Source organism: Synechococcus sp. RSCCF101, from assembly GCF_008807075.1.
Classification (GTDB): domain Bacteria; phylum Cyanobacteriota; class Cyanobacteriia; order PCC-6307; family Cyanobiaceae; genus RSCCF101.
The window spans coordinates 2,088,971-2,102,007 of sequence record NZ_CP035632.1 but is presented as its reverse complement, the minus strand read 5'-3'; the positions used below and the strand labels follow the sequence as shown (position 1 = coordinate 2,102,007).

Annotated in this window: 14 protein-coding genes; 7 read left to right on the top strand and 7 right to left on the bottom strand. The window is 69.0% G+C overall.

Annotation, left to right across the window (positions count from 1 at the left end; all coding sequences use genetic code 11):
- Positions 1–102 precede the first annotated feature (102 nt).
- The 4 genes from guaA to mrdA all read left to right on the top strand — a co-directional run bounded on the left by guaA (position 103) and on the right by mrdA (position 4,608).
- Entirely contained in the window at positions 103–1,677 is a 1,575-nt protein-coding gene (guaA, locus tag EVJ50_RS10280; RefSeq protein ID WP_370455641.1) for a glutamine-hydrolyzing GMP synthase, read from the top strand.
- Positions 1,678–1,756: 79 nt separating this feature from the next.
- Complete coding sequence (locus EVJ50_RS10275) at positions 1,757–2,383, top strand: hypothetical protein (protein WP_150883862.1); 627 nt, start codon at positions 1,757–1,759, stop codon at positions 2,381–2,383.
- A gap of 51 nt (positions 2,384–2,434) precedes the next feature.
- On the top strand, positions 2,435–2,803 hold the full coding sequence (locus EVJ50_RS10270; protein WP_150883861.1) for a hypothetical protein: 369 nt from the start codon (positions 2,435–2,437) through the stop codon (positions 2,801–2,803).
- On the top strand, positions 2,803–4,608 hold the full coding sequence (mrdA, locus tag EVJ50_RS10265) for a penicillin-binding protein 2 (RefSeq protein ID WP_150883860.1): 1,806 nt from the start codon (positions 2,803–2,805) through the stop codon (positions 4,606–4,608). The genes EVJ50_RS10270 and mrdA overlap by 1 nt, the downstream gene beginning before the upstream one ends.
- Here mrdA and EVJ50_RS10260 read toward each other — a convergent pair.
- The 4 genes from EVJ50_RS10260 to EVJ50_RS10245 form a co-directional block, all read right to left on the bottom strand.
- A complete protein-coding gene (locus tag EVJ50_RS10260; protein ID WP_150883859.1) occupies positions 4,588–5,721 on the bottom strand; it encodes a glycosyltransferase family 1 protein in 1,134 nt (377 codons plus the stop codon). The genes mrdA and EVJ50_RS10260 overlap by 21 nt on opposite strands.
- 13 nt (positions 5,722–5,734) lie before the next feature.
- The gene (locus tag EVJ50_RS10255; RefSeq protein ID WP_150883858.1) at positions 5,735–6,934 is read right to left on the bottom strand and encodes an NAD-dependent epimerase/dehydratase family protein; all 1,200 of its coding nucleotides are present in this window, start codon (positions 6,932–6,934) and stop codon (positions 5,735–5,737) included.
- Between the two features lie 79 nt (positions 6,935–7,013).
- Entirely contained in the window at positions 7,014–7,181 is a 168-nt protein-coding gene (psb34, locus tag EVJ50_RS10250; protein ID WP_150883857.1) for a photosystem II assembly protein Psb34, read from the bottom strand.
- A 115-nt stretch (positions 7,182–7,296) separates the two neighbouring features.
- Positions 7,297–8,181, bottom strand: a complete 885-nt coding sequence (locus tag EVJ50_RS10245) for a thiazole synthase (RefSeq protein WP_150883856.1) — start codon at positions 8,179–8,181, stop codon at positions 7,297–7,299.
- Between the two features lie 82 nt (positions 8,182–8,263).
- Here EVJ50_RS10245 and EVJ50_RS10240 point away from each other — a divergent pair, with 82 nt between their 5' ends.
- Positions 8,264–8,845: a hypothetical protein gene (locus tag EVJ50_RS10240; RefSeq protein ID WP_225322892.1), complete on the top strand. Its 582-nt coding sequence runs from the start codon at positions 8,264–8,266 to the stop codon at positions 8,843–8,845.
- On the opposite strand, the gene EVJ50_RS10235 is transcribed toward EVJ50_RS10240, so the two are convergent.
- Genes EVJ50_RS10235 through rpmI form a run of 3 tightly spaced genes read right to left on the bottom strand, consistent with a single transcriptional unit; the run spans position 8,810 to position 9,996 of the window.
- Positions 8,810–9,376 (bottom strand): hypothetical protein, encoded by a 567-nt coding sequence (locus EVJ50_RS10235; RefSeq protein WP_150883855.1) that lies wholly within the window; start codon positions 9,374–9,376, stop codon positions 8,810–8,812. The genes EVJ50_RS10240 and EVJ50_RS10235 overlap by 36 nt on opposite strands.
- 18 nt (positions 9,377–9,394) lie before the next feature.
- A complete protein-coding gene (gene rplT, locus EVJ50_RS10230; protein WP_150883854.1) occupies positions 9,395–9,742 on the bottom strand; it encodes a 50S ribosomal protein L20 in 348 nt (115 codons plus the stop codon).
- A gap of 56 nt (positions 9,743–9,798) precedes the next feature.
- Positions 9,799–9,996, bottom strand: a complete 198-nt coding sequence (rpmI, locus tag EVJ50_RS10225; protein WP_150883853.1) for a 50S ribosomal protein L35 — start codon at positions 9,994–9,996, stop codon at positions 9,799–9,801.
- Between the two features lie 117 nt (positions 9,997–10,113).
- On the opposite strand from rpmI, the gene EVJ50_RS10220 reads away from it, so the two are divergent.
- A complete protein-coding gene (locus EVJ50_RS10220; protein ID WP_150883852.1) occupies positions 10,114–11,613 on the top strand; it encodes a SpoIID/LytB domain-containing protein in 1,500 nt (499 codons plus the stop codon).
- Between the two features lie 24 nt (positions 11,614–11,637).
- Positions 11,638–13,032 carry a glycosyltransferase family 2 protein gene (locus EVJ50_RS10215; protein WP_150883851.1) on the top strand — a complete coding sequence of 465 codons (1,395 nt, stop codon included), beginning with the start codon at positions 11,638–11,640 and terminating at the stop codon, positions 13,030–13,032.
- Positions 13,033–13,037: the final 5 nt, after the last annotated feature.

Sequence of the window (13,037 nt, the reverse complement as noted above, 5' to 3'; positions counted from 1 at the left end):
GTTTTTCAGCGGCCTCCTAGGGTGAATTTCCATCGGCGTCTCCACACCCTGTCGGATCGCCCCACTGCCCCGACCATGGTCGACTCCACGTCCGATGGCTCCATGCCTGACGAGCAGCGCGCACCCGCGATCGTCATCCTGGATTTCGGCTCCCAGTATTCCGAGCTGATCGCCCGCCGCGTCAGGGAGACGGAGGTCTACTCCCTGGTGATGAGCTACAGCACCACGCCGGAGGAGCTCAGGCAGATCGCGCCGAGCGGCATCATCCTCAGCGGAGGACCCAGCTCGGTGTACAGCGAGAGGGCTCCCCAGTGCGATCCCGGGCTCTGGGAGCTGGGAATCCCCGTGCTCGGGGTCTGCTACGGCATGCAGCTGATGGTGCAGCAGCTGGGGGGTCGGGTGGAACCGGCCACCGGTCGCGCCGAGTACGGCAAGGCCCCCCTGCATGTCGACGATCCGACCGACCTGCTCACCAACGTGGAGGACGGCTCCACGATGTGGATGAGTCACGGCGATGCGGTGGAGAGCCTGCCGGATGGCTTCACGCGGCTGGCCCACACGGAGAACACTCCCGAGGCTGCTGTGGCCCATCACGGCCGCCGCCTCTACGGCGTTCAGTTTCACCCCGAGGTGGTGCATTCCCAGGGCGGCATGGCCCTGATCCGGAATTTCGTTTACCACATCTGCGAGTGTCAGCCCGACTGGACGACGGACGCCTTCATCGAGGAGGCCCTGGCTCAGGTGCGCCGTCAGGTGGGTGACAAGCGCGTGCTGCTGGCTCTCTCCGGCGGCGTGGATTCGTCGACGCTGGCCTTTCTGCTGCACCGCGCCATCGGTGACCGGCTCACCTGCATGTTCATCGACCAGGGCTTCATGCGGAAGGGCGAGCCGGAGTTCCTGATGGAACTGTTCGACCAACGCTTCCACATCCATGTGGAGTACATCAATGCCCGCGAGCGCTTCATCTCCCGCCTGGCCGGCATCACCGACCCGGAGCAGAAGCGCAAGATCATCGGCACCGAGTTCATCCGGGTCTTCGAGCAGGAGAGCAAGCGGCTCGGACCGTTCGATTACCTCGCGCAGGGCACCCTCTACCCCGATGTGATCGAGAGTGCCGGCACCAACGTCGATCCACGCACCGGTGAACGCGTCGCGGTGAAGATCAAGAGCCACCACAACGTCGGCGGTCTGCCCAAGGACCTGCAGTTCAAACTCGTGGAGCCGCTCCGGCGCCTGTTCAAGGATGAGGTGCGCAAGGTGGGGCGCTCCCTTGGTCTGCCCGAGGAGATCGTCCGCCGCCATCCCTTCCCCGGTCCGGGTCTGGCGATCCGCATCCTCGGGGAGGTCACCGACGAGAAGCTCGACACCCTGCGGGATGCGGACCTCATCGTGCGCGAGGAGATTGCACGGGCCGGTCTGTACCACGAGATCTGGCAGGCCTTCGCCGTGCTGCTTCCCGTGCGCTCTGTGGGCGTGATGGGTGACCAGCGCACCTATGCCTGGCCGATCGTGCTCCGCTGCGTCTCCAGCGAGGACGGCATGACCGCCGACTGGTCCCGCCTTCCGGATGACCTGCTCGAGCGCCTCGCCACCCGCATCGTCAACGAGGTCGCCGGGGTCAATCGGGTGGTGCTCGACATCACCAGCAAACCGCCCGGCACCATCGAGTGGGAGTGAACCCCGGCCCCGCTTGGGTCGGGCCGGGACTGGTGCGCACCTGTGGCCGTCGATACCCTTGGCCACCAGCCGGAAGGTCTTGAGCGCTGTCTCCGAGTCCCAACCCCGTCAGGATCGTCGCCTGCAGCAGGACACCATCCGCCTCGGCGAGCGGACCGTGTACCTCAATCCCTTTCTGTACTGGCGCCGCTTCGACGCCAACACCGATCGCTGGCTGAGGGAGCCCGGCCAGCTGCCCGAGGAGCAGATCGCCCTGAACCGGCGCCGCTTCTATCCCGAACTGGACTGGGATCACCTCAGCCCGGCCGACCAGCGCCTGCGGGACGGTGCCGTGGAGATGTTCCTCAAGAGCCTGGAACTGGTCACCACCTTCAACCCCGAGCTCTCCTCCGGCCACCTGCTCGAGGTGGAACGGAAGATGGTGATCACCAAGAAGCGCGCCTTCGAGCGCTGGGTGGAGCGGGCCCTGCAGCGACGCGAGCGGGAGGGCTTGCGTCAGCGGCGGCGCTTCCGTCTGGAGCAGGAGGGTCGCGCCTGGTCCGAGTGGCTGGCGCTCGGCACCACCCGACGGGCCCTGGTTCCGATCGTGGTGGCGATGGTGCTGGCAGGTTTCGCCGGATGGTGGATGGGGGTGTCCGCCCAGCGCTGCAGCACCACCCCGACCACCGCAGCACCACTTCGCTCCGGCCCCTCTGCCGCGCTCTGACGCCCGCGCGCCTGCATCGGGTCAGAATCGGGATCTTCCTTCCTCCGGCCGATGGCAGCCAATCCGATCGACGAGCTGCGCGTCTCCCTGATGCGCGACGTGCTTCCGGTCGGCATGGCGGTTGTTGAGCGGGCCCGCCAGGGCGGTGCCCGCAGGGTCATGGATGCCTTCACCGGCGAGGAGGACCCCCTCTCCACCCTTCAGTCGGAGGGTGAGCCCGCCGCCCGTGAGGTGCGCGACTCGCTCGATCGCCTCCAGCCCGGACTCGGCAATCCGGTGCTGGCCGTGGAGGTGCATGACGAAGGCGCCCCGCCGCCTGCCGCCGAGGATCCGAGCGAGCTGATCCCCGTGCTCGAGCGGATCGAGGCGGGCCTGCGGGAGCTGGAGGGCCGCCTGCCCGATGCGGCGCCCCGATCCTGATGGCCGGCAGCTTCAGCGCTCCCCATCGCCACAGCGGCATGGGGCGCCAGCCCCTGGTGCTGTTCGCCCTCGTGCTGCTCACCTGCGGCGCCATGACGGGACGTCTGCTCTGGCTCCAGGTGCTGCACGGCCAGGAGAACCGGCTGCAGGCGGATCAGAACCGCATCCGGCTGGTGCCCCGACCACCCATTCGCGGTCGCCTGCTGGACCGCCGGGGCCGCGTTCTGGCCACCAGCAAGCTCAGCTACAACCTGTATCTCGAACCCCGCCTTGTCAGCGACGCCACCTGGCCCGGCCTGCGCGCCCGCCTGGCCTCGCTGCTCAATCTGCCGGAGGAGGATCTCGATCGGCGCCGCGACCGCGGCGTGGGCCGCGACGGGTTCCGCATCTCCCTGGCCACCGACCTCAGACCCGAGCAGGTGCTGCGCTTCCGTGAACGGTCCCGCGATCTGGAGGGCGCTCAGGTGGATGTGGATGTGCTGCGCCACTACCCCAACGGCACCCTCGCCGCTCACGTGCTCGGGTACACGCAGCCGATCACGGAGGAGGAGTTCGCCTACCTGGCCGAGGAGGGCTACGAGATCCGCGACCGCATCGGCCGCATCGGCGTCGAAGCCGCTTATGAGTCCCATCTGCGCGGCGAGTGGGGCGGCCAGATGCTGGAGGTGAATGCCATGGGCGAGGTCCAGCGCAGCGTGGGGGACAAGCCCTCGGTCGCCGGCCGGGATCTCACGCTCACGCTGGATCTGGATCTGCAGCGCGCCGCCGAACGGGTGCTGGCCGACAAGCCCGGCGGAGCGATCGTGGCGCTGGATCCTCGCGACGGGGCCATCCTCGCCATGGCCAGCCGCCCCACCTTCGATCCCAACTTCTTCTCCAAACCGGTCACCACCCAGCAGGAGTACGACGCCCTCTTCGCCTCGGCGAGCAAACCATTGCTCAGCCGGGCCATGAATGCCTACGACCCCGGCAGCACCTGGAAGCCCGTCACCGGCATGGCCGGCATGGAGAGCGGCAAGTTCCCGGCGGATGTGCGCCTGCCCACGACCGCCTGCATCACCTATGGCGGCCACTGCTTCCCCGACCACAACGGCGCCGGCTTCGGGATCATCGGCTACGAGGAGGCCCTGAGCGTGTCCAGCAACACCTTCTTCTATCAGGTGGGTGTGGGCGTGGGCTCAAGGGCCCTCTACGACGCGGCCACCAAGCTGGGCTTCGATGCCCGCTCCGGCATCGAGATCGGCTACGAGGAAAGCACGGGCCTTGTGGGCCACGAGGACTGGGCGGCCGAAGGCCGCGGCTGGGCCGAGCCGGGCACCACCCCCTGGATCCCCGAGGACATGGCCAGCGCCTCGATCGGGCAGTCGGTGGTGCAGGTCACGCCGCTTCAGCTGGCCCGCGCCTACGCCGTGTTCGCCAATGGCGGCTATCTGGTCACCCCCCACCTGGCCACGGCCGGTCGCGACTGGACCGCTCCCGATGTCCGCCGCAAGGTGCCCATGGAGCCCTCCACTCTCGACACCATCCGACGCGGACTGCGCAAGGTGGTGGAGGGCGGCACCGGTGCGGGCGTCAATGTGCCCGGTCTGCCACCGGTGGCGGGCAAGACGGGAACGGCCGAGGACAGCACCGGTGGCCCGGACCACGCCTGGTTCGCCTCATTCGCCCCCTTCGATGCCGGGGAAATCGTGGTGGTGGCTTTCGCGCAGAACACTCCCGGCGGCGGTTCGGTGCATGCCCTGCCGATGGCGCGTGAGGTGTTGCAGGTCTGGAACCGGGTCCGCTCAGGCGGCCAGGCTCAGTGAGCGGCTGAGCACGCTGCGGTAATACCCCCGCAGCTGATCGGTGGCGGCAGCCCAGCCCCAGCGCTCGGCTTCCTGCCGGGCCGCGCTGCGCAGCCCCTGTCGCTCGGCCTCGTCCCCGAGCAGGCGCCGCGTGGCCCGCACCAGGCTGTCGGGCTCGTCGGGTTCGTAGAGACAGCCGTTCGATCCATCGCTGACGATGTCCGGGATGCCCCCACGGTTGGCGCCCACCACCGGGCAGCCGGCGGCCATGGCTTCCAGCAGCACCAGGCCAAGGGTCTCGGTGCTGGAAGGGAACAGGAATGCGTCGGCGCTGGCATAGGCCGAGGCGAGCTCCTCACCGGCCAGGTAGCCCACGAAGGTGGTGGGGGTTCCCGCGAAGACCCGCTCCAGCTGCTGTCGATGGGGGCCATCGCCCACCAGGGCGAGGCGCGCCTCGGGTATCGCCTCGAGGACGGGCCGGATCCGCTCGATCTGCTTCTCGGCGGAGAGGCGACCGATGTAGAGGAGCAGGGCATTGCTGTCGCTGTGGTCGCCCAGGAGCCGGAGGCGGGTCGCCTGCGACCGCAGCTGGGGCCGGAACAGATCCGTGTCCACACCCCGCTGCCAGAGGGCGGTGTGCTGGATGCCCTTCTCGCTGAGTTCCTCCACCATCGCGGTGGAGGTGCAGAGGTTGAGAACCGCCTGGTTGTGGGCCGCCTTGAGGAGCTCCCACAGCAGGGGTTCGAGCATGCCCATCCCGTAGTGCTCGAGATACTTGGGAAGATGGGTGTGGTAGCTGGCCACCAGGGGCAGGTCGTTGGTGCGCGCCAGCCAGATCCCCCCCAGGCCGAGAACGGCCGGATTCACCACGTGCACCAGGTCCGGCGCGAAGCCCTCGAGCGCCTCGGCCACCGCAGGCCGGGGCAGGGCCAGCTTCAGCTCCGGGTACAGCGGCAGCGGCATGGCCGGCACCCCGACCACACGGGCTCCCATGAAGCTGTCCGGGGCACCCTCCGGGCAGAAGACGATCACCTCATCCCCGGCTGCGACCAGATGCTGCACCGTCTTGGTGAGCCGGGTCACGATGCCATCCACCTTCGGCAGGAAGGTTTCGGTGAAGAAGGCGATTCTCATGACTGGATGCGGTTCAGCGCGCGCCGGCCTCGATCGCCTGGGCCTGGCTGGCGGTCCAGGCGGACACGCACGGGATGCGGCTGCGATCGCAGCGGTCGGCCCAGCGCCGGGCCACGTCGACCACCTCGCTCATCAGGCCGTCATCCAGGGTGGTGGGCTTGAGTCCGAGCTCGATGAAGCAGCGGTTGTCGACGATGAGATCGTTCTCGATCGCCTCCTTGCGGGGGTTGGGCAGGTGGTTGATCTCGGCTCCGGTGAGGGCGGCCACCTTCTGAGCCAGTTCACCCACCTGGTGGCTTTCGGTCATCTGGTTGAAGATCTTGACCTTCTCACCGGTGGCGGGTGGATTCTCCAGGGCGAGCTGCACACAGCGCACGGAATCCCGGATGTGGATGAAGGCGCGCGTCTGGCCGCCGGTGCCGTGCACCGTGAGCGGGTAGCCGATCGCGGCCTGCATCAGGAAGCGGTTCAGCACCGTGCCGTAGTCACCGTCGTAATCGAAGCGGTTGGTCAGGCGGGGGTCACGGCTGGTCTGCTCTGTGTTGGTGCCCCAGACGATGCCCTGGTGCAGGTCGGTGATGCGGATGGCGTCGTTCTTGTTGTAGTAGTGAAAGAGCAGCTGATCCAGCGTCTTGGTCATGTGATAGACGCTGCCCGGATCGGAGGGGTGGAGAATCTTCTCCACGAAGCGGCTGCCATCCGGCTGGGGGACCTCGACCGTGAGATATCCCTCCGGGATCGTGGCACCGCGATGGGATCCGTAGCCGTAGACCCCCATCGTGCCCAGGTGGACGATGTGGATGTCGAGGCCGCTCTCGACGATCGCGCAGAGGAGGTTGTGGGTGCCGTTGACGTTGTTGTCGACCGTGTAGCGCTTGGTGGTGCTCGACTTCATCGAGTAGGGAGCCGCACGTTGCTCGGCGAAGTGCACCACCGCATCGGGACGCTCCTCCCGGAACAGGGTCACCAGGCGGTCGTACTGGTGCGCGATGTCGAGGAGCTGGAAGCGGATCGGCCGCCCTCCCACCTGTTGCCAGGCGCGGAGGCGCTCGGAGATTGAGGCGATCGGCGTGAGCGATTCCACCTCCAGATCAATGTCGATCTTGCGCCTGGAGAGGTTGTCGACGATGAGCACGTCATGCCCATGGTCCGCGAGATTCACGGCGCAGGGCCAGCCGCAGAACCCGTCGCCGCCGAGAACGAGAACCTTCACCCCAACCTCCCTCTGAAATCGAGCTGGCGCTCAGTCCGGGCAAGCTACTACAGGCATTCGGACCGATCGGGAGCCCGCTTCAGCTGACCCCGAAGGCCAGCGCGACCATCAGGGCCACCACCAGGGCGCCGGCCACCAGCACGACGCGGCCGCTGGCCCTGCTCTGGGCGTCCGGCTGCTCCACCTCCATCCGCGGCTCCTTGGCGAAGGCGTTGAGACGACCGCCGTCCTCTTCCGTCACCTGCATGCGATGTCCCTGCGAGTGCCAAGACGGTATGGACAGCGCGCCGGACTGACCAGAGTTGTTGAGGGAACGTCACGTGCGGGCCCGGCTGGCGCCGGCCGGGCCCGCAGGCGCTCCCTCAGTCGTCCCCGACGCGCCCGTTGAGGGGTGAGCTGGCCACCGCCTCCGGGCGCCGCTCCAGCCGTCCGCTGAGAAAGGCCCGGCGGCCGGCCCGGGTGGCTTCGGCCATCGAGCGGGCCATGGCGGGCGCCTGGCCGGCGAGGGCGATGGCGCTGTTGATCAGCACGGCATCGGCGCCCATCTCCATCGCCTGTGCCGCTTCGCTGGGAACACCGATGCCGGCGTCCACCACCACCGGGATCGAGGCCGCCTCGATGATCATCGCGATGCCGGCGGCGTTGCGCAGGCCCTGGCCGGACCCGATGGGAGAGCCCAGCGGCATCACCGTTGCGCAGCCCACCTCCTCGAGGTGTCGCGCCAGGACCGGGTCGGCATTGATGTAGGGCAGCACGGTGAAGCCCTCGCCCACCAGTCGCTCCGCCGCCTGCAGGGTCCCGATCGGGTCGGGCAGCAGATGGCGGCTGTCGGGAATCACCTCCAGCTTCACGAAGGTGTTGTCCTCCTGGCCGGCCAGCTTGGCCAGCTCCCGGCCCAGGCGGGCCACCCGCACGGCCTCATCGGCCGTGGCGCAGCCGGCCGTGTTGGGCAGCATCCAGATGCGGCTCCAGTCGATCGCCTGCATCAGGCCCTCGTGGCCCGGGGCCACGCTCTGCACGCGCCGGACAGCCACGGTGACGATCTCGCAGGCGCTGGCGGCGATCGCCGCCTGCATCGTCGGCTGATCCGGATACTTGCCGGTGCCCGTGAGCAGGCGGCTGCGGAAGACACGGCCGCCGATGGTCAGGGCATCCCCGACGAGGGGATCCTCGGGAGCGGCGCCAGCGGGCCCGGTGGCGGTCCGATCGACCTCTCCTGCGGAGGGCGGGGTCTGACTGCTCAGCATGAGAGGGCGGGGCGGATCCGGTCGGGGATGGGGGTGGGCCAACCGGTCTGGGCTCAGTAATCTTGCTCTGCTGCGGCACCCGATGGTGCCGATCGTCTGCCATCCATCGATGCCCCTCCCCCTGCTGCTGGCTGCTGATCTCCCCATCGGTGCGGAGGTTCCCTTCGTGGACATGGCCCCTGCCGATGTGGGCGGCGGCATGCTCATGCCCAGCTACAACCCCACACCCGAGCTGGTCGACCGCTTCGATCCGGCGGCACGGGCCGTTGTGCTGGCCGCGGAACTGCCCCGGGTCTGGTGCGGCACCTACCGCGGCTTCCGTGATGGTGCCGTCACCCCGGCCACGCTCAGGCTGGCCAGCCTGACGCCCATGGGTCAGATTGTCGATCTGCGCGGGCGCCTGAACCTGGGGGCGACCTCCACGCCGGTGCAGGGCAACCTCAACGCCAAGTCCGATCAGCTCGACATGGTGCCCATGACCCCCGAGGTGCCGGCCATGCTCGAGTTCGGCGGGGGTTTCTCCGGCCTTCAGGGTCTGCAGCTCTCCGGCTGGAATGCGCCCCGCCTGACCAATCCCGGAGGACGCCTCGAGCTTTCGCCGGAGGCCTGCCTGGCTGAAGCTCCGGTCCTAGAACCCGCTGCCCCGATCCGCGGACTCTGGTGATCCGGCCGGGCTGACGCCTCGGCGTTCCAGCCGCTTCTGGCGTCGGCGGGCCGTGGTGTTGCCGGGCTCAAGCGCCAGCACCTTCGCGTAACAGGCCAGGGCCTCATCCTCCCGCGCGAGCTTCTCGAGTGCGAAGGCCAGATTGTTGATGGCCACCGGATAGTCGGCCTTCTGCCGCAGAGCCGACTGGTAGCAGCGACTGGCAGCCTCGTATTGCTTCTGGGCGGCCAGAGCGAAGCCGAGGGCATTCTCGATCACGGCCTTGGCGTCGCTCGGCTGGGAGGCCATCACACGGGTGGCGCGCCGCAAGGTGGCGGTTGCCTGCACGTAGAGACGCTTGCGCAGCTGAACGGAGGCCAGGGCATAGAGGGCCTCTGCATCACCGGATTGGAGCGTCACCTCACGCTCGAGCCGGATCAGATCCAGCTCATCGGAGCGGACCCTCAGGATCTGGCGTGTGATCGCCCAGGCCGCTCCTGCCAGGAGCACGATCAGGGCGATCAGATACGCCTGGGGCAGGAGCGATTCCATCGGACGGGCGGGACCGGATCAGCTTCGGCCGGCGTCGACCACGGCCGTGAAGCTGCCGGGGTCAGCCACCGCCAGCTGGGCGAGCATCTTGCGGTTGAGCCGCACATCGGCCTTCTTGAGGGAACCCATCAGGCGGCTGTAGCTGACGCCGTTCATGCGAGCGGCGGCGTTGACCCGGGCGATCCAGAGACGCCGGAAGTCACGCTTGCGGCGACGGCGATCGCGGTAGGCGTTGCAGAGGGCCTTCATGACCCTCTGGTTGGCGGTGCGGAACAGCCGGCCGTTGCCGCCGCGGAAGCCGCGGGCGAGCTTCAGGATCTTGCGGCGACGCAGGCGGGCGACGTTGCCCCTTTTGACGCGGGCCATGAGTGAAGAAGGAAGGGAAGGGTCAGGAGACGGGCGGCTCGCTGGCCGCCGCGGTGTCAGGCGTAGGGGAGCATGCGGCTCACGTTCTCGGCGTCGCGCTCATCCACCAGGGCCATGCCAGCCAGGTAGCGTTTGCGCTTGGGGCTCTTGGGATCGAGCAGGTGGTTGCGGAAGGCACGCCGGCGCATGAACTTGCCGCTGCCCGTGACCTTGAAGCGCTTGGCGGCAGCCTTGCGGGTCTTCAGCTTCGCCATCGCTCCTCGACTTGGCACAAACGACAATTCTAGGACGTGACCATCACCCCTTCCGCTCATCGTTTCTCCGGCCTTGGCCTCGGGGGTCGGTCCCGCCGCTGGATCGGCCTCGGCCTGATGGTCGCTCTGGGCCTCACCGCCGCCTGTGATCGCACCAGCGCCCAGGTGCTGACCCGTCGTCCGGTGCCGCCCCCGCCTCCGGTGGATGCGGTCTCGCCGGTGCTCTGGGTGGCCCTCGAGGACCAGCTCGGCCGCTCCGGCCCGCTGGTGCTCAGCGCGGCGGAGGGACCCGTGACCCTGACCGATGCGGAGGGTCAGCGCTGGAGTGCGCCCAGCGTCCGCCTCAGTTGGAGGGCTGTTCCGTTGGATGAACCGCTCACCGTCCGGCGGGCCGTGCTCGGCCCCTACCCGAGTTTCGAATCGGCCGAGCAGGTCGCCAGGCGCTGGCGGGAGCTGTCGGTGGACGCGGAAGTGGCCCATCCCTCCGACTGGGAGGTCTGGGCCCCTGCCGACTCTCCGGCCCCTGCCGGATTGACGCCGTCCCTGCACGGATCGGTCATCACCTCCCGCCTGCAGCCCGTGCTTGAGGGCATGAACGCAGCCGATGGGGGCGAGGTGCTGCCGACCGGTCCCCTCAGGATCGAGGCCCCCGGCGGCCTGCGCTGGGACGGTGGTGTGTTCCGGGGCCCGTTCCGGCTTCAGCCCGATGCCCACGGCACCTGGACCCTGGTGGAGCAGGTGCCGCTGGAGCGCTACCTGCTGGGGGTGGTGCCCCATGAGATCGGGGCCTCGGCCCCTGCCGCCTCGCAGTCAGCCCAGGCGATCCTCGCCCGCACCTGGGCCCTGAGCAACAGCCACCGCTTCCACCTCGACGGCTACCACCTCTGCAGCGACACCCAGTGCCAGGTCTACGAGGATCCGCGGCAGGCCAGTCCCCGGGTCACCCGCGCCGTGCAGGCCACCGCCGGCCAGGTGCTCACCTGGCGGGGCACCCCGATTCACGCCGTATATCACGCCAGCAACGGCGGTGTGCGGGCCGGGTACGACGAGGCCTGGTCCGGCCAGGCCCCTCCCTACCTGCAACCCGCTGCTGACGGTGATGCCTCCTTCCGCGAAAGGGTCCGCCTGCCCCTCTCGAGCGAGGACGAGGTGAGATCCGTTCTCGAGCAGCCGGCCGGGATCCATGGCCAGCGTCACCCCAGATTCCGCTGGACCCGCAGCCTCCAGGCCGATGCGGTGGGGTCCGCTCTGGCCGCGGCGGGGCGACCCGTGGGCCGGCCGGAGCGCATCCAGGTGGTGGAACGTGGACCCAGCGGGCGGGCCACCGCTCTGGTCATCGACGGCAGCGACGGCAGGACCCAACTGCGCCTGGATGCCATCCGCCGCACCCTGCGCAGCTTGCCCAGCACCCTGTTCGTGGTGGACCGGGTCGGAGACGGGCGCTGGCAGCTCAGCGGCGGCGGCTTCGGCCACGGGGTGGGACTCTCCCAGGCCGGAGCCATGGACCTGGCCCGTCGCGGCTGGACGCCGGAAGCGATCCTCATGCACTACTACCCGGGGACCCAGCTCCGATCACTGGCCCAGATGGAGGCTCCCGAGCCCGTGCAGGGCCCTTAAAGTTCGCGCACCACGGGACTTTCCATGGCCGCCATGGCGCCCAGCAGCGAACGCCGGCGCCTCAAGGCGGCCGCCTTCGCCCTGGCCTGCGGCTGCGTGGGCGTCGCGCCCCATTGGTTCAGTTCACCGCGGAACCTCATCCCCGGGGCCGCTCTGGCGCTTCTGCTGGGCGGCTTCAGCCTCAGGACCGTGCTTCCGCCGCGCCGTGTCCCTGGTGCCGCAGGATCCTCCAGCGAGACGGCGAAGGACAGCGCTGCTCCGGAGTCGGCCACCCTGGAGCCCCTCCCCTCACTCGATCTGGTGGTGGCGGCCCGTGATGAGCAGGAGGTGATCGGGCGGTTGGTGCAGCGCCTGCTCACCCTGCCCGCACGAGGGCTGATCCGCCGCGTCTGGGTGGTGGACGATGGCAGCGAGGACCGCACCGGGGCCATTCTCAGGGCCCTGGAAGCCCGTTGCCCCGAGCTGAATGTCCTCCAGCGCGGCCGTGGTGACGGCGGCGGCAAGTCGGGCGCGCTCAATGCGGTGCTGCCCCTGCTCTCCGGAGACTGGCTGTTGGTCCTCGACGCGGATGCGCAGCTGCAGGATGATGCCCTGGAGCGGCTCATGAGCCATGCCCTGACCGGAGGCTGGTCGGCGGTTCAGACCCGCAAGGCGGTGGTCAACGCCGATGAGAACCTGCTCACCCGGGCCCAGGCCATGGAGATGGTCTTCGATGCCGAGATCCAGGAGGCCCGCCTCGCCTCCGGCGGCATCGCGGAGCTGCGGGGGAACGGTGAGCTGCTCCGCCGCGAGGCACTCCTGCGCAGTGGCGGCTTCAACGAGGCCACGGTCACGGATGATCTGGATCTCAGCTTCCGGCTGCTGCTCGCCGGCGAACCCGTCGGTCTGATCTGGGACCCTCCCGTTCAGGAGGAAGCCGTCCGCACCCTGCCGGCCCTGTGGCGCCAGCGCCAGCGGTGGGCGGAAGGTGGGCTGCAGCGGTTCTTCGACTACTGGCCCGGTCTGGTGTCCGGCCGGCTCACCTGGCGCAGGCGGGCTGATCTGACGGGCTTCTTCCTGATGCAGTACGCCCTTCCCGTGGTGTCGGCCACCGATCTGGGTGCCTCGGTCGCCACGGGCAGCTGGCCGGTCAGCTGGCCGGTCTCCCTTGTCGCGCTCACCCTCTCCGGCTGCGTGATCGCGAAGGGATGCTCCCGCCCGGCGGAAGGTCCGGCTCCACCGCGCCCGACGGCGGCGAACGTGCTGCTGGCTGTTCTCTACTTCGCCCACTGGTTTGTCGTGATCCCCTGGGTCACCGTGCGCATGGCGCTCCTGCCCAAGCGGCTGGTCTGGGCCAAGACCAGCCACCAGGGGCCCGTCGACCCGGCTCCACCCGGCGAGTTCCTCGATCCCGCTGATCTGCAGACCCCGGCTCCCTGATTCGT

Excerpts from the sequence above, each read along its gene's own strand:
- guaA (WP_370455641.1), top strand. The coding sequence starts at position 103 with ATGCCTGACGAGCAGCGCGCACCCGCGATCGTCATCCTGGATTTCGGC.
- EVJ50_RS10270 (WP_150883861.1), top strand. The coding sequence starts at position 2,435 with ATGGCAGCCAATCCGATCGACGAGCTGCGCGTCTCCCTGATGCGCGAC.
- mrdA (WP_150883860.1), top strand. The coding sequence starts at position 2,803 with ATGGCCGGCAGCTTCAGCGCTCCCCATCGCCACAGCGGCATGGGGCGC.
- EVJ50_RS10260 (WP_150883859.1), bottom strand. The coding sequence starts at position 5,721 with ATGAGAATCGCCTTCTTCACCGAAACCTTCCTGCCGAAGGTGGATGGC.
- psb34 (WP_150883857.1), bottom strand. The coding sequence starts at position 7,181 with ATGCAGGTGACGGAAGAGGACGGCGGTCGTCTCAACGCCTTCGCCAAG.
- EVJ50_RS10245 (WP_150883856.1), bottom strand. The coding sequence starts at position 8,181 with ATGCTGAGCAGTCAGACCCCGCCCTCCGCAGGAGAGGTCGATCGGACC.
- EVJ50_RS10240 (WP_225322892.1), top strand. The coding sequence starts at position 8,264 with ATGGTGCCGATCGTCTGCCATCCATCGATGCCCCTCCCCCTGCTGCTG.
- EVJ50_RS10235 (WP_150883855.1), bottom strand. The coding sequence starts at position 9,376 with ATGGAATCGCTCCTGCCCCAGGCGTATCTGATCGCCCTGATCGTGCTC.
- rplT (WP_150883854.1), bottom strand. The coding sequence starts at position 9,742 with ATGGCCCGCGTCAAAAGGGGCAACGTCGCCCGCCTGCGTCGCCGCAAG.
- rpmI (WP_150883853.1), bottom strand. The coding sequence starts at position 9,996 with ATGGCGAAGCTGAAGACCCGCAAGGCTGCCGCCAAGCGCTTCAAGGTC.
- EVJ50_RS10220 (WP_150883852.1), top strand. The coding sequence starts at position 10,114 with ATGGTCGCTCTGGGCCTCACCGCCGCCTGTGATCGCACCAGCGCCCAG.
- EVJ50_RS10215 (WP_150883851.1), top strand. The coding sequence starts at position 11,638 with ATGGCCGCCATGGCGCCCAGCAGCGAACGCCGGCGCCTCAAGGCGGCC.